The sequence below is a fragment of the Micromonospora sp. NPDC005686 genome, from assembly GCF_042871665.1.
Lineage (GTDB): Bacteria > Actinomycetota > Actinomycetes > Mycobacteriales > Micromonosporaceae > Micromonospora.
The window spans coordinates 247435-273474 of the sequence record NZ_JBIAIY010000009.1 but is presented as its reverse complement, the minus strand read 5'-3'; the positions used below and the strand labels follow the sequence as shown (position 1 = coordinate 273474).

At 71.5% G+C, this 26040-nt stretch carries 22 protein-coding genes; 11 read left to right on the top strand and 11 right to left on the bottom strand.

Annotated features, from left to right (window positions below; all coding sequences use genetic code 11):
- Positions 1-24: 24 nt before the first annotated feature.
- From ACFYON_RS21735 to ACFYON_RS21685, 11 genes are all read right to left on the bottom strand, one after another.
- A complete protein-coding gene (locus tag ACFYON_RS21735; protein WP_354874034.1) occupies positions 25-2442 on the bottom strand; it encodes a ricin-type beta-trefoil lectin domain protein in 2418 nt (805 codons plus the stop codon).
- A 50-nt stretch (positions 2443-2492) separates the two neighbouring features.
- Positions 2493-4013, bottom strand: a complete 1521-nt coding sequence (locus ACFYON_RS21730; protein WP_387321009.1) for an arabinofuranosidase catalytic domain-containing protein — start codon at positions 4011-4013, stop codon at positions 2493-2495.
- A gap of 292 nt (positions 4014-4305) precedes the next feature.
- On the bottom strand, positions 4306-5625 hold the full coding sequence (locus tag ACFYON_RS21725) for a cellulose binding domain-containing protein (RefSeq protein ID WP_354874038.1): 1320 nt from the start codon (positions 5623-5625) through the stop codon (positions 4306-4308).
- Between the two features lie 391 nt (positions 5626-6016).
- On the bottom strand, positions 6017-6868 hold the full coding sequence (locus ACFYON_RS21720) for a CoA ester lyase (RefSeq protein WP_354874040.1): 852 nt from the start codon (positions 6866-6868) through the stop codon (positions 6017-6019).
- Positions 6865-8322 carry a dihydroorotase family protein gene (locus ACFYON_RS21715; protein WP_354874042.1) on the bottom strand — a complete coding sequence of 486 codons (1458 nt, stop codon included), beginning with the start codon at positions 8320-8322 and terminating at the stop codon, positions 6865-6867. The genes ACFYON_RS21720 and ACFYON_RS21715 overlap by 4 nt, the downstream gene beginning before the upstream one ends.
- Entirely contained in the window at positions 8319-9761 is a 1443-nt protein-coding gene (locus ACFYON_RS21710) for an MmgE/PrpD family protein (protein ID WP_355094586.1), read from the bottom strand. Before ACFYON_RS21710 ends, ACFYON_RS21715 begins: the two co-directional genes overlap by 4 nt.
- Positions 9754-10602 (bottom strand): cyclase family protein, encoded by an 849-nt coding sequence (locus ACFYON_RS21705; protein ID WP_355094588.1) that lies wholly within the window; start codon positions 10600-10602, stop codon positions 9754-9756. The genes ACFYON_RS21710 and ACFYON_RS21705 overlap by 8 nt, the downstream gene beginning before the upstream one ends.
- 49 nt (positions 10603-10651) lie before the next feature.
- Positions 10652-11875 (bottom strand): CoA transferase, encoded by a 1224-nt coding sequence (locus ACFYON_RS21700; protein ID WP_355094590.1) that lies wholly within the window; start codon positions 11873-11875, stop codon positions 10652-10654.
- A gap of 31 nt (positions 11876-11906) precedes the next feature.
- Positions 11907-12572, bottom strand: coding sequence for an SDR family NAD(P)-dependent oxidoreductase (locus ACFYON_RS21695; protein ID WP_355094592.1), 666 nt, complete (start codon positions 12570-12572; stop codon positions 11907-11909).
- Positions 12569-13231: a carboxymuconolactone decarboxylase family protein gene (locus ACFYON_RS21690; RefSeq protein ID WP_355094594.1), complete on the bottom strand. Its 663-nt coding sequence runs from the start codon at positions 13229-13231 to the stop codon at positions 12569-12571. Before ACFYON_RS21690 ends, ACFYON_RS21695 begins: the two co-directional genes overlap by 4 nt.
- The gene (locus ACFYON_RS21685) at positions 13228-14037 is read right to left on the bottom strand and encodes a hypothetical protein (RefSeq protein WP_355094596.1); all 810 of its coding nucleotides are present in this window, start codon (positions 14035-14037) and stop codon (positions 13228-13230) included. The genes ACFYON_RS21690 and ACFYON_RS21685 overlap by 4 nt, the downstream gene beginning before the upstream one ends.
- Positions 14038-14219: 182 nt before the next feature.
- On the opposite strand from ACFYON_RS21685, the gene ACFYON_RS21680 reads away from it, so the two are divergent.
- The 11 genes from ACFYON_RS21680 to ACFYON_RS21630 all read left to right on the top strand — a co-directional run bounded on the left by ACFYON_RS21680 (position 14220) and on the right by ACFYON_RS21630 (position 26038).
- Complete coding sequence (locus ACFYON_RS21680; protein ID WP_357707010.1) at positions 14220-14972, top strand: hypothetical protein; 753 nt, start codon at positions 14220-14222, stop codon at positions 14970-14972.
- 155 nt (positions 14973-15127) lie between these two features.
- On the top strand, positions 15128-15871 hold the full coding sequence (locus tag ACFYON_RS21675; protein ID WP_357707008.1) for an aspartate/glutamate racemase family protein: 744 nt from the start codon (positions 15128-15130) through the stop codon (positions 15869-15871).
- A gap of 47 nt (positions 15872-15918) precedes the next feature.
- Entirely contained in the window at positions 15919-17031 is a 1113-nt protein-coding gene (locus ACFYON_RS21670) for an ABC transporter substrate-binding protein (protein ID WP_357471726.1), read from the top strand.
- 76 nt (positions 17032-17107) lie between these two features.
- Positions 17108-18172, top strand: a complete 1065-nt coding sequence (locus ACFYON_RS21665; RefSeq protein ID WP_354874062.1) for an alpha-hydroxy acid oxidase — start codon at positions 17108-17110, stop codon at positions 18170-18172.
- Positions 18173-18194: 22 nt separating this feature from the next.
- Positions 18195-19016 carry an ABC transporter ATP-binding protein gene (locus tag ACFYON_RS21660; RefSeq protein ID WP_357707005.1) on the top strand — a complete coding sequence of 274 codons (822 nt, stop codon included), beginning with the start codon at positions 18195-18197 and terminating at the stop codon, positions 19014-19016.
- The gene (locus ACFYON_RS21655; RefSeq protein ID WP_354874066.1) at positions 19013-19849 is read left to right on the top strand and encodes an ABC transporter permease; all 837 of its coding nucleotides are present in this window, start codon (positions 19013-19015) and stop codon (positions 19847-19849) included. Before ACFYON_RS21660 ends, ACFYON_RS21655 begins: the two co-directional genes overlap by 4 nt.
- A 1-nt stretch (position 19850) precedes the next feature.
- Positions 19851-21218: an MmgE/PrpD family protein gene (locus ACFYON_RS21650; RefSeq protein ID WP_355094598.1), complete on the top strand. Its 1368-nt coding sequence runs from the start codon at positions 19851-19853 to the stop codon at positions 21216-21218.
- Between the two features lie 59 nt (positions 21219-21277).
- Positions 21278-22144, top strand: a complete 867-nt coding sequence (locus ACFYON_RS21645; protein ID WP_355094600.1) for an IclR family transcriptional regulator — start codon at positions 21278-21280, stop codon at positions 22142-22144.
- Positions 22145-22477: 333 nt separating this feature from the next.
- Entirely contained in the window at positions 22478-24133 is a 1656-nt protein-coding gene (locus tag ACFYON_RS21640; RefSeq protein WP_387321007.1) for an ABC transporter substrate-binding protein, read from the top strand.
- 16 nt (positions 24134-24149) lie between these two features.
- The gene (locus ACFYON_RS21635; RefSeq protein ID WP_354874074.1) at positions 24150-25160 is read left to right on the top strand and encodes an ABC transporter permease; all 1011 of its coding nucleotides are present in this window, start codon (positions 24150-24152) and stop codon (positions 25158-25160) included.
- On the top strand, positions 25160-26038 hold the full coding sequence (locus tag ACFYON_RS21630; protein ID WP_354874076.1) for an ABC transporter permease: 879 nt from the start codon (positions 25160-25162) through the stop codon (positions 26036-26038). Before ACFYON_RS21635 ends, ACFYON_RS21630 begins: the two co-directional genes overlap by 1 nt.
- Positions 26039-26040 lie beyond the last annotated feature (2 nt).

Below are 26040 nucleotides of genomic sequence, written 5' to 3'. Positions count from 1 at the left end.
GTGTGGTCGGCGACGGGCCGGGCCTCACGCCCGGCTCCACTTCTGGCTGTTGCCGCCGGTGCAGGCGGACAGGACGATCGCGGTGCCGTTGCCGGTCCCGCCACCGTTCGGGCTCAGGCACAGTCCGGACTGGACGCCGGTGATCGTGCCGTCGGTGTTGACGTTCCACTGCTGGTTGGTGCCGCCGTTGCAGTCCCAGATGATGACCCGGGTGCCGGACGAGGTGCCCTGGCTCTCGGCGTCGAGGCACTTGTTGCCGTACACCTGGAGCTGGCGGCCGGAGGTCGCCGTCCACTGTTGGTTCACGCCGCCGTTGCACTCCCACAACGTCACCTGCGTGCCGTTGGTCTGGGACTGGTTCGGCACGTCCAGGCAGCGGCTGGAGTTGGGGTTGAGCAGCGCGCCGCTCGTACCCCCGGGGTTGCCGCCCGGGCCGGCGACCACCGACAGGTTGTCGAACTGGGCGGTCCCGCCCTGGCTGGTGCCGAAGCCGACCTGGCCGCTGCCGAACGTGGAGTCGGTGGCCGTGCCGATCGTCGTGCCGTCGATGGTCGCGGTGATGGTGGAGCCGGAGAAGCCCAGCGCGAGGCTGTGCCAGCGGTTGGTGCCCAGCGCCGCGACGTTCCCGCTGCGCAGCGTGGCGAGCTGCCCGGCGGTGTTGTTGCGCAGGATGGACCACGAGCCGGAGTCGGTGACCCGCAGGAAGTAGCCGTTGTACCGGCTGATCGGGTCCAGGTTGGTGCTGCCGACGTGGCCCATGATCTGGGCGTAGCCGGCCTGTTCGAGCAGGACGTCGGCGGAGACCGTGTAGTTGCCCCAGCTCAGGTTCCCGCCGTAGGTCGCCGGGTCGGCGAGCGTCTTCCAGGTGATCGGCGCCTGCGCGGACATCTGGCGCAGGCACATGCCGGCCCGCCCGGCGCCGCAGCCGACGACCTCGAACGCGCCCTGCATGTCCTGGAGGTACTTCGGTGTCCGCCCGGCGGCGTAGCCGTCGAAGTCGTCGCGGTACGGCAGCCCCAGCGAGCCCTGTGCCGGGCTGGTGGCGGTGCCCTTGCCCTGCCCGCTGGTGGTGGTGACGGTGTAGAGATGGCCGGGCTGGACGGTGAGCGAGAACGTCCCGCCCGACGGGGTGATGTCCGGGCCGCGGACGAAGAAGTCGTTCGGGTTCGTCGAGTTCAGGTTCGTGGACCAGACGTGCACCTGGCCGGTGGACAGCCCGCCGGTGACGTTCAGGGTGAGCTGCTGGGCCGCTGTGGCGTCCATGGTCTCGATGACCGTGCTGTAGTCGCCGCTGGTGGGCGACCGCAGCGACACGTAGCTGCCGTTGTTGCGGTTGCCGCCCAGGTAGCCCGAGGACGAGTCCAGGTAGCGCCAGCCGGGCGCGGTGAACTGGGTGGTGTGCGCCAGCGTCCAGCTGGTCTTGCCGACCGAGTACCAGCCGGACCACGGCTGGTTGGCCAGGATCAGCCCGACAGTGGACCAGGGCAGGTTCGGCGTGATCGCGGCGATCAGGTCCCAGTTGAGGTAGGCGACCATCCGGCCGTCGATGTAGCCGCGGTTGATGCCGCGGGCCAGCGGCTTGGCGCCGTCGTTGTAGTCCTGCGAGCCGCCCTCACTGTTCCACAGCGTCTTGCCGGTGCTGGTGGCGGTCGACGAGACGGTGCAGGTGGTCTGCGCGCTGAGGTAGCCGCACGGGTAGTGGCCGCTGAGCACGTCGATGCTGTTGCGCAGCGTGGCGTTGCTGGCGACGGCGTTGGCCGGGCCCCAGCTACCGGGGTAGTCGTCCCCGTAGATGATCTTCACACCGCTGTAGCCGTTGGCGTTCAGCGCCTGGCGCAGGCTGATGGTCCAGTTGGCGTCGGTGCGCTTCTCGTTCTGGGCGGCGGTGATGTAGTCCATGGTCAGGTTGTGCTGCCGCGCGCAGCCCAGCCAGCTCACGAAGTAGTCGATCATGTCCTGGGACATGAAGTTGCCGTTGCCGATCCAGCCGGGAGCGCCCCACGGCAGTGCCGCCAGCTTGATGGCGGGGTTGCGGGCCTTGGCCTGCTCCATGATCCACCACTGGTAGCCGCGGTTGCAGTTCAGGTCGCCCCGGACGTGCTCGTGGCTCGGCTCCGAGCCGCTCGTGGAGTTGGTGTCGCCGCCCATCTCGACCTTGAGGATCTGCAACGCGGCGCCGTAGCCGGGCTTGAAGAGGTAGTCCAGGATCTGCCCGCGCTGCGGCTCCGGATAGTCGATCAGCAGGCGGCTGTTGCCGCCGCCACCGCTGACCGCGCCCACCCCGTCGAACGTCTGCCCGCCGGAGGCGCCGTTGACGGTGATCGTGGTGGCCGCCTGCGCGGGACCGGCGGTGAGGGTCAGGCCGCCGCCGGCGGCCAGGACGGTGGTGGCCAGCGCCGCCAGCAGTCGGGGGCGACGGCGTATCCGTCTCGGTTCGGACATGACGAGTTCCTTCACGAATTCGGAGTGTGGTCGCTTGCCTCGCCCACCGGTCAGCGGTAGCCGGCGGCGACGATGTCGGCTTGGACGGCGTTCTCGGTCGCGTCGGACGGATAGCCCGCCACCATGGCGCCCTCGTAGAAGGTGCCGGCGCTGAGGTTCGCGCCGCCGCCGGGCTTGCAGCAGTCGCCGCCGCTGCCCAGGATGATGGCGCCCTGCTTGCGCATCGGGCTGTAGCCGGCCGGCAGCGACCCGTCGTAGAGCGTGGTGAGGCCGCCGGACTGGGCGTTGCTGCCCTTGATGGCGAACCGCGAGGTGCCGTTGTTCTTCAGGGTGGCGGTGACGAACCGGTTGGTGAAGGCCCGCTGGTTCGGGTTCCAGGACTGGCTGCCACCCGGGTAGAGACCCCACTCCAGGTCGGCCTGCACCCAGGGGCCGCTGCCGGAGCAGCCGCCGAACCAGCAGCTGGTGCTGAAGTTGATCGCGTCCATCGCCCCGGCCGCGTCGGCGCTGCGGGTGGTCTCGCTGTTGCCGTAGTCGAAGCAGCAGCCGCTGTTGACGTGGGTGCCGCTGGTCACCATGTACATGCCCTCGGGGGCCGCGCCGGTGGGGATGCCGGTCAGGTGGCCGTCCCGCCAGTAGCTGTTCCCGGGATTGATGTAGAGCGAGTACGCCCGGGCGCCCCCGACCGTCAACGACTCGCTCGTCGCGTTCGCGGGCCGGCTGGAGGTGGAGCCGGGGACCTGCGCGGAGCCCTGGTACCACAGGTTGTTCCCGCGTCCCGACTGGTCGAACACGGCGGTGATCACGCAGCTAGTGCCGGCGCAGAACGCGTCCTGTGCGGCGGCGTCGGCGTAGCCGCCGTTCCCCAGCAGCCCGATGTTGCGGGTGGCGTTGTCGGAGGCGCGGCGGACCTGGTAGAGGTTGCCGCCGTACGCCGAGAACAGCGCCCGGGTGGTGCTGTGCGCCGCCACGCACGGCGTGCCGCCCGCGGCGTAGATGTCGCACGGCCGCCCGCCGGGCGGGGGCGTCGAGGTGGGCGGCGGTGACGACGGTGTGCCCGAGGTGTTCCACCGCTGGTTGGCCTGGCCGTTGCAGGTCCACAGGATGATCCTGGTGCCGTTGGCGGTGCCCGCGTTCGTGGCGTCCAGGCACAGCCCGGACTGCTGGCCGGTGATGGCGCCGGCCGGGGTGACGTTCCACTGCTGGTTGGCCTGGCCGTTGCAGTCCCAGATGATGACGGCCGTGCCAGGGCTGGTGCCCTGGCCGTTGGCGTCCAGGCATTTGTTGCCGTACACCATGAGCTGCTTCGCCGACGTGTACGTCCAGTTCTGCGGCGCGCCGCCCGTGCAGTCGTAGAGCTGCACCTGGGTGCCGTTCGTGGTGCTGCCGTTGGGGACGTCGACGCAGCGGCCGGACTGCGCGCCCACGATGGAGCCGGGCCCGGGGGCGGCCACGGCGTTTCGGGTCGACGTGGCCAGGGCGGCGCCGGCGACGACCAGAACGAGAATCAGGGCGGGGATGGTCAGACGGGATGGTCCGGATCGGACGGACCAGGGACGGGGGATCGCCATGACGGCTCCTCGGGTACGCAGGGCTCCGCGACCGTTCGCGCTGGCGCGGTGCCTCACGAGCTATGGATGGCCGCCGGTGCAAGCGCTAACACCCGTGACGGAAGGGCTCTGACCAGCCTGGTGGTGGTGGCATGTCAGGCGCCAGTGTTAACGCAAACATCGACCAGTGTTAATTAGAGCACACCTCGGCGGGAAGCGGGACCTCGGTTGCTCCCCGCCCGGGGCCGGGCCGGGGGCGGCGCCGTGCCACCCCCGGCCCGGCGCCCCGAACGGGGTCGGTGGGCCGGCCCGGTCAGGGACTGGTGCAGGTGACACCGCTGGGCGCGGTGGCGCCGTTCCCGGTGGCGGTGAACCCGAACGTCGTCGAGGCGTTCGGGCCCACGGTGCCGTTGTAATCCGCGTTGCGGACCGACACCGAGCCGGTGGTGCCCGTGTTGACGCCGCTCCAGAGGCTGCTGATCGCCTGGCCGGAGGCCAGGGTCAGGCCTACGGTCCAGCCGTTGAGCGCGGTGGTGCCGTTGTTGGCCACCGTGACCTCGGCCTGGAAGCCGCCGGGCCAGGTGTTCACGGTCCGGTAGGTCGCGGTGCAGCCGCCCGGCTCACTCGGCGGCGGGGTGGTGACCGGCGGGGTCGTGGGCGGCGCGGTGGTGACCGGCGGCGTGGTCGGCGGCGTGGTGGTCGGCGGCGCGCTGGTCGGCGGCGTCGTGGTGGACGCGAACTGGCTGAAGAAGCGCCAGATCTCCCCGGACGTCCACGTCCGGGAGTCGTTCGGGCTGCCCGACCCGTCGACCGGGCTGGGGGTGTGGTCGCCGTCGAACGCGGCCCACTGCACCGGGTAGCCCTCCCGGCAGCCGGAGTACGTCGTGGTGATGTGGGTCAGGCTGCCCCGGCTCGGCTCGCGTGGGCTCTGCGCGGTGCAGCCGTTGTTGCGGACGAACGTGTCCCGCAGCGACCGGCCCGCGGAGATGTTCAGCACGCTGTCGAAGGTGCCGTGGATGCCGAAGTAGGCGACCGGCTGGGTGCCGCCGTTGCAGCCGCTGAGGTTGGCGCCGGACAGGACGGTGACCGCACGGATGACATTCGGCCGGGCGCAGGCCACCGCGTAGCTCATCGCCCCGCCGTAGCTCCAGCCGAGCGCGAACCGCAGGCTGGTGTCGACGCAGAGGTCGTTCTCGACCTGCCGGGAGATGTCGTCGAACAGGGTCAGGTCGCGGCCGTTCGTGTTGGCCCAGCCGTTGTCGATGCCCTGCGGCGCGACGAAGATCGTGCTGTTGTTCGACAGCGGCAGCAGGCCGTAGTAGCCGGCCGAGGCGACGTTGTTCGCCGAGCCGTTCAGCCAGTGGAACCCGAAGATCAGGCGGTACGGGCGGTTGCGGTCGTACCCGTCCGGGATGCGCAGGATGTAGCTGCGGTTCTGGCCGCCGCTGGAGATGGTGCGCGTACCGCTGGACAGCGTGGGCGCCTTGCCGCAGCCGGCGGTCGCCGCGAGCGTGCCGTTCGTCGACGCCTGCGCCGTCTCGCCGAGGCCGCCGTTGAGCGCGCCGCCGGCCGCCGCCGCGAGAAGTACCGCCGCGGCGGCGATGGATGAGAAGAGCCGTGTTCGTTTCGCCATTGACTGACTCCTTGCCCTTGGTGGCGGTGCAGGCCGGACCGTCCGTCGATGCCGACGTCGCCTGCGAGAAGGGCGCGGAGCCGCGCGAGGGCCGGGCCGAAGTCGTCCGGTGGCCGCCTGCGTCGGCGTGCATCGGCGGAGCGGCCCGGACTGGTCACCGACCGGCCGGGCGGCGAGGAAGGTGCCTCGGGACGCCTTGCCGGTTGTGGGGGTGACGGGGAGCGTGCCCTTCGCTCCCGTCCCGGAACATAGCAGGTTATCGATAACACATACAACAGCGAACGCCGGGACGGGCCGGTGAGGGCCCGTCCCGGCGCTGGTCGCCGCGGTGTCGGTGGCCGGGCCGTGGGCCCAGCCTGTTAGCGATAACAGATGCCCCGCCGACCCCGTCTCAGACCGCGCGGGCGAGGACGTCGTGGGCGGCTCGGGCCACGGCGGCGTCGATCATCCGGCCGTCCGCCGCGACGGCGACGCCATGCCCGTGCTCGGTGACGGCGGCGAGACGCGCCACCACGTCCCGCGCGTCGGCCACCTCCTCGGCGGACGGGGTGAACACGCCGTTGATCACCGCCGCCTGCGCGGGATGGATCGCGGTGCGGGCCCGGAAGCCCTGCCGCAGCAGCATCCGGGTGCTCCGGTCGAGGCGGTCGGCATCCCGTACCGCAGTCTCGACCGGACCCACCGGTGGCACCAGGCCGGCCGCCGCCGAGTGGAGCACCACCGCCGTGCGCAGCGGCCACAGCTCCTCCCTGTCCGGGCCCGGACGCAGGCCCAGCTCGGCGGCGAGATCCGCCTCGCCGAGGCCCAGCCGCAGGACCCGCGGCGCGGCGGCCACCCGGTCCAGGGTGAGCACGCCGCGCGCGGTCTCCAGCAGCGGTAGTACGCGCAACGTGCCGGGCGGCAGTCCGCACGCCGACTCGGCGCGGGCCAGCGCCTCGGCCACCTCGTCGAGCAACTCCGGCTCGGCCTTGGGCACCACGACGCCGCGCAGCGCCGGGCCGGCCACCGCCGCCACGTCGGCGGTGGCCGAGCCGGCGTTGATCCGCACCCACCACTCACCGTCCGGCCGCGGCGGGTCGGCCAGGAACGCGGCCACGGTGTCCCGGGCCGCGGACTTGGCGGCCGGCGGGACCGCGTCCTCCAGGTCGCAGATCACGGCGTCGGCGTCGGCCGTCGCGGCCTTGGCGAGCTTCCTCGGCTCGTTCCCGGGCGCGTAGAGGTAGCTGCGCGGCGTACGGCTCACGCGGGCCGGGCCAGGTAACGCCCGCGGGGCGTGCCGACCACGGCACCCGCCTCCAGGATCCGCTCGCCGCGCAGGAACGTGTCGGTGACCCGGGCGCTCAGCTCGAAGCCCTCGAACGGGGTGTACTCCTGCACCGACTCCGAGTCGGCCGCCCGCACCGTCCACGTGTGGTCGTCGTCGACCAGGCAGAAGTCGGCGTCGAAGCCCTCGGCGATGTCGCCCTTGGTGCGCAGGCCGAAGCGGCGGGCCGGGTTCCACGCGGTCATCTCGGCGATCCGGTGGTACGGCAGGCCGCGGCGGCGGCCCTCGGAGACGAGACCGGGCAGCAGGTACTCGGCGCCGCCGAAGCCCGACTTCGCCACGAACACGTCGTCCCGGGGCTCGCCGAACTTCACCTCGTCGCGGCAGCAGGCGTGGTCGCTGACCACCCAGTCGATCTTGCCATCCAGGACGTACTCCCAGAGCGCCTCGACGTCCTCGCGCGGCCGGATCGGCGGGTTCACCTTGGCGCCCAGGTTCGCGGTGTCGATGTCGGCGAGCAGGTGCCCGACGGTGACCTCCCGGCGGAAGTCGATGTGCGGGAACGCCTGCGCCATCCGCAGGGCGGCGTCGACCGCCTTGCGGGAGGTCAGGTGCAGCAGGTTGATCGTCGGCAGGCCGGTCTCGTGGGCCAGGTACGAGGCGATGCTGACGGCCAGGCCCTCGGAGTGCGGCGGCCGGGAGGCGTGGTACGCGGCCAGCCCGGACAGCGTCCCCTCCTCCTCCACCATCCGGGTGTACGCGTTCATGATCTCGGCGGTCTCGCAGTGCAGCGACAGCGAGATCTCGTCGGCCAGCTCGGGGAACCGCTCCCGGGCCGCCTGCACGCCGCGCATGACGAACTCGAAGTGCGCGTAGTCGTACCGCTCGTTCTCCGGGATCATCAGGAAGCTGCTCTGGTCGGACGACCGGCCGTGCAGGCCGTGGCTGCCGTAGAACATGAACACCTTGAACGAGGTGACCCCGTGCCGCTCGACCAGGTCGGGGATCTCGCCGATGTGCTGCTTCGACATCGGCGCCAGGTGGAACGCGTAGTCCACGTGCGACCGCTCGGCGGTGGCGGCGAGCACCTCGGGGAAGAAGTCGGCGTACGCGCCACCCCGGTTCAGGTAGTACTGCCCGGTGCGCATGTACGTGATGGCGGAGGTCACCCCGCCCTGGGCGCAGGCCCGGCTCTCCGAGGCGGCGTCCTGGTCCAGCGGGTTGTAGATCCCCCAGTGCTGGTGCGCGTCGACCACGCCGGGGAAGGCGAGCCTGCCGCCACCGTCGACAACGGTCCGGGCCAGCGCCGGATCGATGCCGGCGGCGACCTGCACGACGCGGCCGTCGCGGATGGCGATGTCCACCTGCCGCGGCTGCGTCCACTCGTGCCGCACCACGCGGACGTTCGTCACGAGGGTGTCAAAGGACGTCATGGGTTCCTCCTTGAGGTGGGTGAGCCGGCCTCCAGGCGAGCCAGGGTCCGGGGGATCTCGTCGATTACGTCGAGGCCGTCGAGGCGCAGCACCAGGTCCTCGACCCGGCGCGCGGCCTCGTCGGTGAGCCGGCCGGCGACGTTCTCCCGGAACTTCACGGCGAGTTCCTCGTCGCTGAGCGGGCGCTGCGGGCCGCCGCGGTTGGCCAGCACCTCCTCGGTCCACTCCCGGCCGTCGTCCGTGCGGACCGTCACGATCGCCGGGAACTGGTTAGGGAAGATCGAGTCGCAGCGGTCGTCCGGGAGCACGTCGACGGTCGCCATCAACGCGCGACGGTGGGGATCGCGGGCCAGCTCGTCGGTGTAGTCGGTCAGCCCGACGCCGAGACCGGAGCCGCCGAGCAGGCCCGCCACGACGGCGTACGGACCGGAGAACTGCGCCTGGTAGCCGGTCTCCGGAGCCCGCTTGACCTCGATCGGCTGGCCGATCGTGCGGATGACCGCGGCGGGCACGCGCAGTTCGATGCGGCTGATCCGGTCCAGCGGCAGGCCGCGCTCGCGCAGCCGCAGCCCGGCGTCGATCGCGGCGTGGGTGAAGTGGTTGGCCGGGTACGGCTTGAAGAAAATCCCCGGCACCGACCACTCCTCGCCCAGCCCGCCGGTGACCTGGTCCAGGTCGGCCTCGTCGCGCAGGAAGGCGCGGAAGAAGCCGAACCTGCCCTCCAGGACGGTCGGCGGGCCGGTGAAGCCGCGCTTGACGAGCTGCGCGGCGGTGACCGCCGAGTGCGCCGCCCACCCGCAGTGCAGTCGCTTCACGGTGCCGCCGGTGCGGTTGGCCTCGATGATGCCGGCGGAGAAGGAGGCGGTGACGCCGAGGGCGTTGGCGACCCCCTCCGCGCCGAGGCCGAACAGCAGCGCCGCCGAGGCGGCTCCGCCCATCGCCCCGCAGATCGAGGTGGCGTGCTGTCCGTGCTCGAAGAAGACCGAGTTGCCCAGCTTACGGTCGTACCCGGCCATGCCGAGACGGACGGCGACCTCCAGGCCGACCGCGACCGCGGCCGTCAGCTGACCGCCGGTGGCCCCCGACGCCTGGGCGGCGGCCAGCGCGGCCGGCACCACGCTGGCGCTGGGGTGCAGCACCGAGGGCAGGTGCGTGTCGTCGTAGTCGAGCGAGTGGGCGAGCACCCCGTTGGCGAAGGCGGCCTGCGCGGCCGGCACCGCCTCGGGCAAACCGACGGCGTGCGCCTCGGGCCGGCCGCCCTGGTCGGCCACGAACCCGGCGGCCGCGGTGCTCGTCGGCAGTCGGTACGCGGCGACGCAGAGGCCCAGCACGTCGAGCACGCGCTGGCGGACGCTGTGCCGTACGTCGTCGGGCAGGCCGGTGTGCGTGGTGTCCGCGGCGAACGCGGCGAGCCGCTCGGCCAGCGTGAGCTCAGCCATGCCCGACCACCGCCAGCGGACGCACCGGCGAGCCGGTCGCGCCGAACAGCGGCAGCGGCGCCAGGATCAGGGTGAACTCGTGCACTCCGGCGGCGGCCAGCTCCTCCAGCGCCATCGCCTCGATGATGTAGATCCCGCGTTCCACCAGGAGCACCCGGTGCGCCGGCAGCACGCTGTGCGCCGCACCCGGGCGCAGCCGCTCGAAGGCGATGGTGTCGGCCCCGACGGCGTGCGCCGCGCGGTCGGCGAGCCACACCGCCCCGGCCTCGCCGACGCCCGGCACCCCGGACTCCAGGCCCATGTAGACGTTCCGGTCCTCGTGCTCGAAGAACCGGCCCCAGCCGCTGCGCACCAGGACGACGTCGCCCGCGCCGACGGGTGTGCCCTGGGCCCGCTCGGTGGCCGCGAGGTCGTCCGGCGTGATCTCGTAGCCGGCCGGGCAGCCGTCGCCGGCGCCGATCGCGCGGGGCACGTCCAGCAGCACGCCGCGGCGCACCATCGGGGCGATCGTGTGCGCGCCCAGTTCCACGTACCGGCCGCCCCGGCCCGCCTCGGCCGCGTCCGCCCCGCCGTGGAGCAGGCCGCGGTGCGAGACATGGGCGAGCGCGTCGATGTGCGTGCCCACGTGCGTACCCATGGTGATCATGTCGTTGGCCGCGGAGCCGCCGTCGGAGCGGACCATGTCCCCGTGCCGGCGGGGCAGGGAGTGCCAGTAGGCGGGGTGGTTGGGGGACTGGGGCATGCCGACGGAGAGCCGGCGGCCGAGGTCGTAGACGGTCACTCCGCCACTGACGGCCGCGAGCAGCGGATCGGCGACGGGGGCTTGGGTTGGGGGTGTCACGGGTTGTTCCTCACTCTTTCGGAATCGGTCGACCGACCACGGAGGGCGGTCAGGCGACGACCTTGCGCGCGCGCAGCTCGGCCAGGACCTCGGGTGTGCATCCCAGCTCGGTGCCGAGCAGCTCGTCGGTGTCGGCGCCCAGGGCACGCCCGGTGAACCGGATCCGGCCCGGCGTGTCCGACATCCGCCACATCACGTTGTGCATGCGCATCGGGCCGAGGTCGTCGTCCTGCACCGTGGTGATCATCTCGGTGGCACGGACGTGCTCGTCCTCCATCAGGTCCCGCGCGTCGTAGACGGGGCCGACGGCCGCGCCGGCCGCGCTGAACTCCCGCAGCACCTCGTCGCGGGTACGTTCGGCGATCCATCCGCCCACGTACGCGTCGAGGAGGTCGGCGTGCGCGGCCCGCTCCCGGCCGGAGCGGAACCACGGCTCGTCGATGACCTCGGGGTGACCGACCAGGCGCAGGACCCGCTCGGCGATCGCCTGCGCGCTGGTGGACACGGCGACCCAGCGCCCGTCCCGGGTGCGGTAGGTGTTGCGCGGGGCGTTGTTCGTGGACCGGTTGCCGTGCCGCTGCCCGACGACGCCGAGCTGGTCGTAAGCGATCGGCCCGGGGCCGACGGCAGCCATGATGGGTTCCAGCAGGCTCATGTCGACGACCTGGCCACGGCCGCCCCGGGCGTCGCGGGCGTAGAGGGCCATCACCGTGGCCGAGGACGCGGCGATGCCGCAGATGCTGTCGGCCAGGCCGAACGCGGGCAGCGTCGGCGGGCCGTCCGCCTCGCCGGTCAGGTGGGCGAAGCCGCTCATCGCCTCGGCCAGCGTGCCGAAGCCGGGGCGGGCGGCGTAGGGACCGGTCTGGCCGAAGCCGGTGATCCGGACGATCACCAGCCCGGGGTTGACCTCGTGCAACCGGTCCGGCCCGACGCCCCACCGCTCCAGCGTGCCAGGGCGGAAGTTCTCCACCACGACGTCGGCGGTGGCGGCGAGCCGGAGGAAGAGGTCGGCGCCGTCCGGGTCGGAGAGGCTGAGCCCGACCGTCCGCTTGTTGCGCGAGATCTCCTTCCACCACAGCGGCACGCCGTCCTTCGCCTCGCCGTGGCCGCGCATGCTGTCCCCGGCGACGGGGTGCTCGATCTTGACGACGTCGGCGCCGTAGTCGCCGAGCAGTTGGCAGCAGAGCGGCCCGGCCAGAATGGTCGAGACATCCAGCACCCGGATGCCGTGCAGCGGGCCGTGCCCGTCCGCCCGGGTCTCCCGTTCAGTCACCGCTGGTCCCTCCTTACTCGTACGGTCCCGGTCATCCCGTCCACATCCCGCCGTTGACGTCGACCGTGGCGCCGTTGACGTAGCTCGCGCGTTCACCGAGCAGGAACGCGATCGTGTCGGCGACCTCCGCCGGCTCGGCGGGCCGGCGCAGCGGCACCTGGTCGACCAGCTCCGACAGCTCCCGGGCGGACAGGCGCTCGGTCATCACCGACCGGACCGGTCCGGGCGCCACCGCGTTGGCCCGTACGCCCCGGCCGCCGAACTCCTTGGCGATGTTGCGGGTCAGCGCCAGCACGCCGGCCTTCGCCGCCGCGTAGGCCGGCCCGGACAACGCGTTCCCGCCGTGCCGGCCGTTCACCGAGCTCATCAGCACGATCGCGCCGCCACCGGCCGCGAGCATGGCCGGCAACACCGCCCGGACCACGACGTAGGCGCTGGTCAGGCTGTCGTCCAGCACCTGCCGCCACTGCTCGGGTGAGACGTCGAGCAGCCCGCCGTGTCCCACCGACCCGGCCAGGTGCGCCACCCGGGTCGGCACCTCGGGGAGCGCGTCCAGGAACTGGCGAACCTGGCGCGGGTCGGCGGCGTCCACACCGTCGGCCCGGTCCAGCACGTGGACCGTCTCCCCGTCGCGGCGCAGGGCGTCGACCACGGCGGCGCCGATCGCCCCCCGTCCGCCGACCACCAGCGAGGTCATGACCGGCGGGTCCGGGTGTTGACGCCGGCCAGCTCGCCGGTGGGGGTGACGCGGCCGGACTCCACCGCGCCCAGCCACTGGTCGGTGGCCCAGAGCAGCGCGTTGGCGCCGCGTGGCAGCAGCAGGTAGCTGATCGCCTCGGCGATGTCCGGCTCCCGCACGCCGGCGGCGTACAGCCGGTCGAGGTGGTGCAGGAAAGCCTCCTCCTGCTGGTGCACCGAGTGCACCACCACCGCGATCAGGTCGGTCTCGCGGGCGGACAGGTCCGGCGCGGCGGCGGCGAGCAGAGCGTGGTATCGGGCGAAACCGTCCATCGGCAGCGTGGCGGCCCAGGCCCGCGCGGCGAAGAAGATCGGCCGCCACGCGGCCGCGGCCCCGGCCACCGCCGTCGCCTGCGCCATCTCGTCGGTGGTCAGCCCCGCGGCGTACCCGCGCTCGACGTGCAGCGTGCCCACCGCCTCCTCGTCGGCGACGAGGAGACCGACCCAGATCAGCTCCCGCTCGCGGGCCGACAGGTGCCGCTCGTCGAGGGTGAACCGGCGGTAGAGCCGGGTGTACGCCTCCAGGAAGCCGGGCTCCGTGCGGGCGTACACCTCGTGGTACGACAGCAGGTAGCCGCGCTCGGCCCGGATCGCGGCGAGCTGATCGGGCTCGCTCATCGCTGCGACGGCCCGAGGCTCGGCGTCAACGAGGCGTCGCGGTCGTAGAAGGCGGGGATGAGGTTGCCCAGGTCGTGACCCGGCAGCGGGTCGCGGTAGTCGGTGCTGCCGAAGTCGTTCTTGCGGATCAGGGAGAGGTTGCCGGTGCGGCTGTAGAGCGGGCCGTGCCAGGTCTGCGGGCTGCGGAAGAAGTAGCCGCCGGGCTTGACCACGCCGCGGCGTCCCAGCATCAGGTCTCCGGCGATCTTGAAGGACTCCTCGTAGACCGGGTGCTTCTCCTCGTTGATCGCCGTGTATCCGGGCAGCATCCCGACCAGGAAGACGATGCCGGCCTCGTCGCGGCGCAGCCACCGGATCCGCACGTCGGCCGGCTGCGCCTCGTCGCCGCGCCAGCCCATCGACACCCACTCGTCGCGGGTCTCGTGCAGCACGGTGAGCGTTCCCGAACCCGGGCCGGCGGCGAAGTCCGGCGTGCTGTGCGGGCCGAAGTACAGCACCGTCTCGCCGACGCCGGGCACCCAGTCGAGCTCGGTCATCGCCTGGGCGTGCAGGTAGGTGCCCGGGGCGTACGGCTCATCATTGACGGTGCCCCGGCCGGCGATCACGAAGATGTCGGCCTGGGCGCTCAGCACGCCCCGCTGCCGGTTGGTGAAGGCGAGCAGCTCGGTGCGGGCGCCGTCCTCCTCGTCGACCGAGAAGGTCTTGCGCAGGCCGCCGCCGTGGCCGGAGCCGAACTGACCGCCCGGAACCGGGGCCCAGGGCAGGTCTTGGGTCGAGATGAAGTCGACGTCAGGGCGATTCCACATGTCAGTCTGCACACCTTTGCCTCGGGGTTCCTGGGTGCCCATCCGAGATAAGGATCGTTCCTGTCAAACGAACGGTGGTTTCCCAGGCGGAACAAGGTGGATACTGTCGTGCCACTGCCCGGCCTGTCAACGGTCCGGGTCAAGTCTCGGAATGATCAGCGAACTGGAAGGCGGTGGCTGTCATGGGCGACGAGCCGAATCGGATCGACGCGGCGGGCGGGAACGGCAGTGGCGGGATCGCGGCGCTGGTGCCGCCGGAGAACCCCACGGTGGCGACCGAGCTGCGCGCGCTGCTGCCCGGTGCGGTCGATGTCCGGATCGCGCCGCTGCCGCAGATCCCGGGCACGTTGAAGGAGCGGCTGCTCGGTTACAACGACGCGCTCACCTCGACCGCGGGCACGCTGCTCCCGGCCCGGCCCGAGGTCGCCTACTTCGCGTGCACCGGTTCTTCCTACCTGGTGGGAACGGATGGCGACGCGCGGCTGCACGAGGCGATCGACGCGGCGGGCGCCGGACAGGGGCTGACCGCCGCCCGGGCGATCCTGGAGACGCTCGCCGAACTCGGCCGCACGCGGGTGCTGGTCGTCTCGCCGTACCCGGACTGGCTCACCGACCTGGCGGTCGCGTACTGGACCTCCGCCGGGCTCACCGTGGCCGGCGTGGAGAAGGCGCCGGCGCCGAACGGGATCTACGCGATCACTCCCGCCGAGGTCACCGCCCTGCTGCGTGAGCTGCGGCCCGACCCCGACACGGTGGTGCTGCTCAGCGGCACCGGCATGCCCACGGTCGAGGCCATCGCGGCGATCGGCGACGAACTCGGCGTACCGGTGCTCTCCTCGTCGGTGGCGGCGGCGTATCGCGCCCTGCATCGCCTCGGTCGGCCGGCGGCCTCGTCGTCGTGCCTGGTCAACGACCTGGTCGGCCGCTGGCGCTGAGTTTTGTTTCGGCTGCTTTTCCACCCTTGACGGGGCTCGGGAGCAGCCATTAGCGTCCCGGCATACACAGCGGACCGGCGTTCCACTCAGACGAACGAATCCGCTTCACCACTAAACCTATGTCCCGGCACCGGGCCGCCAGGAGGTGACGAACGATGCACGGCTGGCGAGCCCGAATCGGCTTGATCGTCCCGCACGTCAACATGACGATGGAGCCGGAGATCTACTCCGTACTGCCCTGCGGCGCGTCCGCACACGCGGCCCGGATGGTGATCCCCCGGCTCGACCCGGCCGGTCTGGTCACCATGGCCGACGACGCCCTGCGCGCCGCGGAGCAGTTGTCCGAACTCGACGCCGACGTCGTGGTCTTCGGCTGCACATCCGGCAGCTTCGTCGGCGGCCACGAGTACGAGACCGACCTGGTCGGGCGGATCGCCGAGCGCGCGGGCTGCCCGGCGCTGTCCACGTCGGGGGCCGGCGTGCAGGCGCTCCGCGCGCTGGGCGTCACCCGGATCGCCGTCGCCACCCCCTACGACGACACCATCAACCAGCGACTGCGCGAGTTCTTCACCGCACACGGGCTCGACGTGGTCAACCTGGTCGGTCTCGGCCTGCGGGAGCGCGTCACGCACTTCCCGCTCGCCCGCACACCGGTCTCGGCCATCGCGCAGCAGTCCGAGGAGGTCGTCTACCGACTCGCTCGTGCCGCCGCCCACCCGGACGCCGAGGCGCTGTTCATCAGTTGCACGAACCTCTCCACCCTCGGCGTGGTCGCCGAGCTGGAGAGCGACCTTTCCATCCCCGTGGTCACGGCCAACCAGGCCAGCATCTGGGCCGCCTTCCGGGCGGCCGGTCTCGGCGACTCGCCTGCGGCGTTCGGGGCCCTCGGCCGGCACTGAGCGCGCGCCACCTCGTCTCACTTACTCGTTCCCCCCCGGGAGTAACCATGTCTTCACTGTCCCGTCGCAACCTGCTCCGGCTCGGCGCCCTGGCCGGCGCCGGCGGTCTGCTGGCCGCGTGTTCCCGCCCCGACGGTGCCCCGGCCGCCTCCGGCGGCGGCAACTCCGGCGGCCCGTACACCACCATCCGATCGACCGCGACCTCCTACATCTGGGCGCCGTTCCTCGTCGCCGAGAAGAAGGGCTACTTCGCCGAGGAAGGGCTGCAGCAGAGCGGCAAGGTCGCCGGCCAGGGCGTGGTGGCGAACATCGTGCTCGCCGGTGACGCCGAGTTCGTCGTCGGCTCGCCGATGGACACCATGAAGTCCACGGCGGTGGGCCAGCCGCTGATCAGCTTCTGCGGCATGGTGACCACCCTGGCCACGAACATCGTGGTCAGCGCCGAGTCGTTCGAGAAGGCCGGACTGTCCGACTCGAGCACGCCCGAGCAGCGGGGCGCGGCCATGCGCGGCATGAAGCTGGCCTCCACCGGTGTCGCCGGCACCCCGGACCTGCTGATCCGCTACGTCTCCAGCAACCTGGGCAAGCTCGACCCGAACAAGGACCTGCAGATCGTGCCGATCCAGGGCGGCGGCTCGGCGATGCTCGCGGCGGTGAAGAACAAGCAGATCGACGGCATGGCGATCTCGTCGCCGATCTCCGACCAGGCGATCTCCGACCTCGGCATGAAGTACCTCTACGACATGTCCAAGGACCCGGTCCAGCCGCTGGTGGGCTTCCCCTACATCATGGCCTCCTGCAAGAAGGACTTCCTGGAGAAGAACCCCGAGGCGATCGCGTCGTACTGCCGGGCGATCCAGCGGTCGCTCAACTTCATCCAGGCGGAGAAGGACGAGTTCCGCGACCTGCTCGGCGGCATCTTCACCGACATCAAGCCCGAGGTCTTCAAGACGGCGTTCGAGTCGAACTACCCGATCTACGGCAAGAGCATCGTCCCGACCCCGGAGCAGTACGAGCAGGCCAAGGAATTCGTGGTCACCGCCTTCGAGATCAACGGCAGCGTCAGCGAGGCGGCCGCGGCCAAGAAGATCGGCTTCGACGACACCTGGAACGCCACCATCGCCAAGCAGGCGTTCGACAAGGTCGGCACGTCCTACTGAGCTGCCCGCCCATCGCCGGCCAGGCCGGCTCCTCGACGTTGGGAAGACGATCATGACTACGACTTCGGTACCAGGCGTGAGCTCCACCCACATCAAGAACTTCGGAGACCTCAAGGCCGCCGCCCGCAACGGGGCACGGCAGGCCGTGTGGGACTTCCTGGAGGGCGGCGCGGGCGCCGAGCGCAGCGTCGCCGCCAACCTCGACGAGTTCGACCGGTGGACCTTCCGGCCGCGGATCCTCACCGGCAGCAAGCCGCCGTCGCTGGAGACGACGTACCTGGGCTGGCCGCTGAAGATGCCGGTGGCCACCGCGCCCTTCGGCGCGGACGGGCTGTTCCACCCGGACGGCCAGCTCGCCGTGGCCGGCGCGGCGCAGGACGTCGGCGCGCTGGCCCTGGCGCCGCACGTCTCCACCCACCCGCTGGAGAAGATCCGCGAGGTGGCGCCCGAGTCGGCGCTGATGTTCCAGCTCCACCCGGTCGGCAACCTGGTCAACTTCCGGCGGCTGGTCCGCCGTGCCGAGTCGGCCGGATACCGCGGTCTGGTGATCACCGCCGACTGCCCGACCGCCGGTTACCGCGATCGCAACCTCGCCAACCAGTTCGTCTACGAGGACGTCATGCGCGGCAACTACCAGGGCGAGACGGGGCACGCCGAGGAGATGTTCGGCGAGTTCCGCGCCATGAGTCAGCCGGTGTGGACGTTCGACTACCTGGCCGAGGCGCTCAGCGAGACCTCGCTGCCAGTGGTGATCAAGGGCGTGATGACCGGCGAGGACGCGGTGCTCTCCGCCGACATGGGCGCGGCCGGCGTGATCGTCAGCAACCACGGCGGACGGCAGCTCGACTGCACCCCGGCCACGCTCCGGCAGCTACCCGAGGTGGTGGACGCGGTGGGCGGCCGGATCAGCGTCGCCGTCGACGGCGGCATCCGGCGCGGCACCGACGTGCTGAAGGCGATCGCCCTCGGTGCCGACCTGGTGGTGGTGGGCCGGCTCGCGGCGATGGGGCTGTGTGCCGGCGGTCGCGACGGCGTACGGCGGGCCCTAGAGATGGTCGCGGCGGAGATGGTCAAGTCGATGGCCCTGCTCGGGCGATCGAGTCTGGCCGAGGTCGACCGCTCGATGCTCCAGCCGGCCTGACAGCGGATACGGGAGAAGTCGGATGCCTACCGAGAAAACGGGGACCGCCCGCAACGCCGTCGTGTCGGCGGAGGGCGTCTCCATGACCTACCACGGACGCCGCGGCCCGGTGAACGCCCTTTCCCGCGTGGACTTCAACCTCTGGGAGGGTGAGTTCGTCGCGCTGCTGGGCCCCTCCGGCTGCGGCAAGTCGACGCTGCTCAACATGGTCTCCGGGCTGATCACGCCGACCAGTGGGTCGCTGACCTACCGCGGGGCGACGATCGACGGCCCGAACACCAGCATCGGCTACATGACCCAGCGGGACTCGATCCTGCCCTGGCGTACGGTCGCCGAGAACATCGAGCTGCCGCTCCAGATCCGCCGGGTGCCGGGACGGGAGCGCCGCGAGAAGGTCGCCACCTACATCGAGATGGTGGGCCTCAAGGGGTTCGAGAACACGTACCCGGCGGGTCTGTCCGGCGGCATGCGCAAGCGGGTGGGCCTGGCCCAGGCGCTGGTGTACGAGCCGGAGACGCTCCTGCTCGACGAGCCGTTCGGCGCGCTCGACGCGATCCTGCGCCTGCGCATGCAGGCCGAGTTGCTCTCGCTGATGGAGAAGCTCGGCGCGGCGGTGCTGTTCGTGACCCACGACATGGACGAGGCGATCACGCTGGCCGACCGGGTCGTGGTGATGAGCGCCCGCCCGGCCCGCATCGTCGACGTGATCGAGGTCGGCCTGCCCCGCCCGCGGGATCTGGAGCAGCTTCAGTTCACCGCGGAGTACCAGGAGGTACGCCGCCGGGTCTGGCACAACCTCGGGCGGGAGATCCACGCCGGCGAGAAGGAGATGGCGAAGCCATGAGTGACACCGAGACGGTCAGCCGCGGCGCGGTCACCGCGCCGGCCGCCGGGCCGGCCGCCGCCCAGCCGCCCCGCAAGCTCAACCCGAAGATCAAGATCGCGCTCGGCCAGCTCGCCGTGGTGATCGTCTGGCTCGGCTCCTGGCAGTGGATGTCCGGCCGGGTGTTCGACCCGTTCTTCACCAGTTCGCCCAGCGCGATCGGGCAGCAGTTGCTGGAGTGGTTCCGTACCGGGTCGATCTGGCCGCACCTGCTGATCACGTTGCAGGAGTTCGGCGTCGGGCTGGCGGTCGGCAGCGTGGCCGGCGTGCTGGTTGGCTTCACCCTGGGCCGGCTGCCGACCACCGCGGCGGTGCTCAACCCGTTCGTCACGGTCGTCTACAGCATGCCGAAGCTCGCCCTGGCCCCGCTGTTCGTGCTCTGGTTCGGCATCGGGTTCGGCTCGAAGATCGTCCTGGTCGGGCTGATCTCGTTCTTCCTGGTCTTCTACAACACGTTCACCGGCGCGCGTGACGTCGATCCGCTGTTCATCGACTCGCTGCGGATCATGGGGGCGAACCGGCTGACCATCTACCGCCGGGTCGTCATGCCGTCGGCCGCGGTGTGGGTGATGACCGGTCTGCGCATCGCCGTGCCGCAGGCCGTGATCGGTGCCGTCGTCGGTGAGCTGATCTCGTCCAACCAGGGCGTGGGCTACGTCATCGCCAACGCCGCCGCGTTCTTCAACACCACCGGCGTGCTGGCCGGCGTCGCGCTCGTGGCGTGCGTCTCGGTCGTCCTCTCCCAACTGATCATCGTGTTGGAGCGCTGGGCGACCCGCTGGAAGCAGGGCTGAGATGAACCCGACCGCCGCGCTCGCACGCTGGGCCGCCGACCTGCGGTACGACGATCTCTCCGCCGACGTGGTCGCGCGGGTACGCGGGCTGCTGCTCGACCACCTCGGCGTCGCGGTGCTCGGCAGCACCCGCGACCACCACCGGCGCTGGGTCTCCACCGAACTGCGCATGGGCGGCGGGGAGCCGGGCCTGAGCACCGTCGTCGGCACCGCCCTGCGCGTGGCGCCGGACCGGGCGGCGTTCCTCAACGGCGTCGCGGGCTCGTCCGGCCCCAACCTCGACGACGTCTGGCACGGCTCGCTCGGGCACCCGGGCGTCGGCACGTTCCCGGCGCTGCTTGCGCGCGGCGAGGAGGTGCGCGCCTCCGGCCCGGCGCTGATCGAGGCGGCGGTGGTCGGATACGAGGTCACCATGCGGATCGGCACCGCTCTCGGCCGCTCGGCGTTCGACCGGGGCTGGCACCCGCGGGGCGGGTGCAACGCGGCGGCCGCCGCCGTGGCGAGCCTGAAGGTGGGCGGCGAGCAGCGGGCCGAGGTCTACCAGGCGGCGATCGGCCTGGCCGTCAACGCGGCGGCGGGCGTGGTCGGCGCCGCGTACTTCTCCGACGCCTGGTACGCCCTGTCCGGGCAGGCGTCCCGGGAGGGCCTGCTCGCCGGGCTCGCCGCGCGGGCCGGCCTGCGCGCCACCGACGAGCCACTGGCGGCCGACCGGGGCTACCTGGCCGCCGCCTCCGACCAGGTCGACCTCGACAGCCTCACCGATGGGCTGGGCGGCGAGCCGATGCTGATGCGGGCGGGCCAGAAGCTGTACCCCTCCTCCGGCGCGACGCACGCCGCGCTGGAGGCGGCGGTGGCGGCCCGTACCGAACTCGGCTGCGACGCCGCCGAGATCGTGGAGATCAACGGCTGGGGTTTCCGCGAGATGGTCGACGTGCTGGGCCGGTCCCACCCGTCGACGGCGCTGGCCGCGAGCATGAGCACCCCGTACGTGGTCGCCTGCGGAGTCCGCGACGGCGGCTTCGATCTGTCCCATCTGGACTCCGGCCGCATCGCGGACCCGGAACTCGCGCGCCTGCAGTCGGTGACCCGGCTGGTTGTCGACGACCGGCTCGACCGGTTGCCGCCCCGGCATCTCGGCGCCCGGATCCAGTTGGTGGCCCGGGACGGCCGGCAGGCGACCGCCGAGGTGCTCGCTGCGAGCGGGCACGCGGGCAATCCGCTCGGGTTCGACCGGGTCGCGGGCAAGGTACGGCGGCTGCTGGCCGGCCGGTGGCCGGAGGCCTCTGTGGAGCGGCTGGTCGAGGGTGCGGCCGGGCTGCCCGCGACGGACGTCGAGGCTCTGATGCGGGCGGTCCGGCTCGGCGATTAACGTGTCCGCGGCATTCTCCGGCACCATAGACGCCAACTGTTCTGTAAGGAGCCTTCGACATGGCCCCAGTGGATACCGGTCCGGCTGGCGCGGAGATCATCGTTCAGTCCCGGCCCGGCCGGCGACCGGAGCCGGGCGCGGAGCAGTCGGAGGGGGACGACGGCCGGGCCCGCTCCGGGCTGGCCCGGACCTTTGCGATCATCAATCTGCTGGCGTCCCGGGCGCCCGAGGCGCTGGGCGTGTCGGCGATCGCACGTGACCTCCGGATTCCCAAGGCGGTCGCGCACCGGATCCTCAAGGAGCTGGTGACGGACGCGTTCCTCGCGTTCGACGAGGGGACCAAGCAGTACCAGCTCGGCCCGGGCGCGCTGACTGTCGGCCTGGCCGCGCTGCGGACGCTGGACGTGCCGAAGACCGCCCGCCCCTATCTCGAACGGCTCGTCGAGCTCAGCGGCGAGACCGCCACGCTCTCCATCCGGCAGGGCTGGCAGCGGGTGTACGTGGACCAGGTGCTCTCCCCGCACGAGGTGCGGATGTCGGTGGCCCTGGGCCGGATGTACCCGCTGCACGCCGGGTCGTCCTCCAAGGCGATCCTGGCCGCGCTGCCCGACGAGACGATCGAGGAGTTCCTCACCCAGCACCGGCACGCCAGCCTCACCCCGCGGACGCTCACCTCGGCCGACGCGTTGCGTGACGACGTCGCCGGCATCCGGGAGCGGGGATACGCGGTGAGCTTCGGCGAGCGGCAGGCCGGCTCGGCGAGCGTCGCGGCGGCCATCCGCAACGCCTCGGGCGATGTGGTGGGCGCGGTCTCGCTGTGCGGTCCGCGGGAGCGGCTCGCCGAGCAGACGCTGCGGCACGGCGCCGCGGTGGTCGAGGCGGCCCGTGCCGTGTCCCGCGACATCGGCTACCGCGGACCACTCTGACCGACGAGGCCGGCTCCGACCCGCGCGGCGGGCCGGCGGAGTCCGGCCGAGCCTGACCGCGCGGACCGCCGCGCGACCGATGACCCCGGGTGTCCCTCCCGGGGTCATCGGCGTTTCGGCCCTCCGCGCGGTTCGTGTTCATAACGTTTCAGTGAACCTCTGTGAACGCGGACATCGCGGTCATCCCGCAGTTCGAGAGCGTTCGTGTTTCCGCTGAGCGGGCCCCGGCGTGAACATCTGTTCACCCTATTGTTCACTGCTGCCTAATCCGGTAGAACACCAGGTAGGTCCGCAGCTCGGGCCGTTCGCCTCGTGCTTCTAGGAGGGCTTCTCATGGCTCGTTCACCCCGTCCGGGCGCCTCCTCGCCCGCGCTCTCCCGCCGCGGCGTCCTGCAGTTGGGGGGCGGCGTCGCGCTCCTGTTCGCCACCGGGGCCTGCGCCGCGGACAGCGGCAGCAAGTCAGGCGACGGCAAGTCCGGCGGCGCCGGCGCCAAGACGCTGCGCATCGCCGTCTCCAGCTACCTGTCGAGCTGGGACCAGGACTTCGTCGGTTTCGACCTGACCGCGCTGATGCTCTACAAGAACGTCTTCCCGTACCTGATCGACTACGGCGTCACGAATGCCGGCGGCAGCCAGATCCTCGACACCCAGAACATCACCCCGACGTTCGCCGAGTCGTTCGAGCCGGACGCCGAGCAGAAGGTGTGGACCCTCAAGCTGCGCCGGGGCGTGAAGTTCGCCAGCGGCAACGAGATGAAGGCCGCCGACGTGAAGTGGTCGAAGGACCGCGCGTTCGCCGCCCAGGCCAACGTGGCGGGCGTCTACCGCACCATCGGCCTGACCAGCGCGGACCAGGTCAAGGTCGTCGACGACTACACGGTTGAGTTCCACCAGGCGTTCCCGAGCGCCCTGACCCGGCAGATCCAGGCGATCTCGCTGTACGTCTTCGACTCCGCCGAGGCCAAGAAGCACGCCAGCGGCAGCGACCCCTGGGCCAAGGAGTGGTTCGCGAAGAACCCGCCGACCGGCGGCTACTTCAACGTCGCCAAGGCCACCCAGGGCCAGGAGATCGAGCTCAGCGCGAACACCGGCTACCCGGGACCCGACCCGGCCAAGACGCCGACCATCCGGATCTCGGTGGTGCCGGCCGCCTCCAACCAGCGGCTCCAGCTCCAGGCCGGTGACATCGACATCGCCCTGGGCGTCAGCCAGCGCGACATCCAGGACCTGAAGAAGGCTCCGGGCATCAAGGTCATCTCGGCGGCCAGCAACCGCCAGGTCGCCATCCAGATGTCGGTCACCGCCGCGCCGTTCAACGACGTGAACGTGCGCAAGGCGCTCGCCTACGCGGTGCCCTACGAGCAGATCATCAACAACGTGTACGGCGGCGACGCCCGCGCGGCCAAGAGCCCGGTCCCGCTGGACATGCCCGGATACGACGAGAGCGGCTACCCGTTCACCTACGACCTGGACAAGGCGAAGGCCGCGATGGCCGCCGCCGGCCGGGCGTCGCTCGACTCCGAGCTGGTCTTCGAGGCCGACAACGAGGAGCAGCAGAAGATCGCCGTCCAGGTGCAGAGCGAGGCGGCCAAGGCCGGTATCCGGCTCAAGCTGACCCCGCTGGACCCGGCGACCCTCGGTGAGCGGCGGACCAAGAAGAACATCCCGCTCCAGATCACCTCCGGGCAGCTCTGGGTGGACGACGTCGAGTACATGCTGGCGACGAGCTTCGTCAAGGGCGCCAACCTCAACTACTCGAACTACAGCAACCCGGAGATCGAGCAGATCTACGAGAAGTCGCACACCACCGTCGAGGCGGGCGCCCGCAACGTGCTGTGGAAGCGGGTCCAGGAGATCCTCGCCGCCGACGTGCCGTGGGTGGTCATCTGCCAGCCCAACTTCAACCTGCCCGTCCGGGAATCCGTCGCCGGCTGGGTGCAGCCGATGGACGGCCTCGCCCGCCTGCGCTACCTGAGCGCTTCGGCCTAGGAAACGTCACCCCTTCATGCGAATCCTCCGGTTTGTCGTCAGGCGACTACTCCAGCTGATCCCCGTTCTGCTCGGAGTGGTCGTCCTGGCCTTCCTCCTGGTCCGGGTGCTGCCGGGCGACCCGGTCCGCAGCATCCTCGGGCAGAACGCCACCGAGGAGGACGCCGCCGCGGCCCGGGCCCGCTTCGGGCTGGACAAGTCCCTGTGGCAGCAGTTCCTCGACTACCTCGGTGGGCTGCTCACCGGCGACTTCGGTACCTCGATCCAGAGCGGCAGCTCAGTGGGCTCGGAGATGGCGCTCCGGGTGGGTCCGACCCTGGAACTCGTCGTCATCTCGGTGAGCATCGCGCTCGTGGTGGCGACGGTGCTGGGCATCTGGTCGGCCAAGCGGGCCAACCGGGCCGGCGACCACAGCGTCCGGATCTTCGCGCTGGTCGGCAACTCCGTCCCGGAGTTCTGGCTCGGCCTGGTCCTGGTGCTCGTCGGCTACAGCATCCTCGGCTGGTTCCCGGCGCCCAACGGCCGGGTGGACCCGGACACCGGGCTGACCCCGCTCACCGGCGCCGACCTCGTCGACGCCGTCCTCACCGCAAACGGGCCGGCGATCGCCTCGGCCGCGGCGTACCTGGTGCTGCCGGTGCTGACCCTCGTGGTCGGCGTGGTCGCCCCGCTGCTGCGCAGCGTCCGGGCCTCCGCGCTGGAGGTGCTGCACTCCGAGTCGTACACGGCGGCGAAGGCCCACGGGCTGCGCGACCGGACGCTGCACCGCGGCTACCTGCTGCGGGCGACGCTGGTCCGGCTGCCGTCGCTGGCCGCGCTGGTCTTCGGTACGGCGATCGGCTCCACCGTGCTCGTTGAGTACGTGTACTCGTGGCAGGGCTTCGGCCAGTGGGCCCTGCGCGGCCTGCTCTACCGGGACTACCCGGTGGTGCAGGCGTCGGTGCTGGTCATCGCGTTGTGCTACGTGCTGGTGTTCCTCATCGCCGACGTGGTCCACGCGATCCTCGACCCGAGAGTGAGGCTCTGATGGCCGAGCTGCGAACCGACGGTCCCGCCGCCGCGCCGGTGGTCGTGCCCGGCGGCGACCGGGACAGCCGCTTCGCCCGTCGCATGATCATCGCCGGGGCGAGCATCCTGTCGTTGGTCGCGCTGGCGGCGGTGTTCGCGCCACTGCTGAGCCAGTGGGGCGAGACCGAGATCGACGCGGCAAACACGCTCGTCGCGCCGGGCGGAAGCCACCTGCTCGGCACCGACGGCAACGGCATGGACATCTGGAGCCGGGTGCTCTACGCCGCCCGGCTGGACCTGGGCATCGCCCTGGCCGCGGTCGCGCTCGCGGTGGTCGTCGGCACGCTGCTCGGACTGGTCGCCGGCTACTTCGGCGGCTGGCTCGACGACGTGCTGATGCGGGTGGTCGACATCTTCCAGTCGTTCCCCACGTTCATCCTCGCGCTGGCGGTGGCCGCCCTGCTCGGCAACGGCACGATCAACCTGATCATCACGATCGCGGCGGTGAACGCGCCGGCGTACGCCCGGCTGGTCCGCGCCGAGGTGCGGTCACTGCGGGAACTGCCGTTCGTGGACGCCGCGATCACCTCCGGGGCGTCGCCGGTCGGCGTGCTCTGGCGGCACCTGCTCCCCAACAGCCTCACCCCGGTCCGGGTGATCGCGCCGCTGAACTGCGGCTGGGCCATGCTCACCCTGGCCGGGCTCTCCTTCCTCGGCCTGGGCGTGAGCATTCCCGACGCGGAGTGGGGCGCCATGATCAGCCTCGGCGCCGCGGACGTGGTCGGCGGCCGGTGGTGGACCTCGGTCCCGCCCGGCCTGGCCCTGTTCGTCTGCGTCCTGGGCTTCAGCCTGCTCGGCGAAGGCCTGCAGGACCGCGCCAACGCGAAGCGGCGGTGACC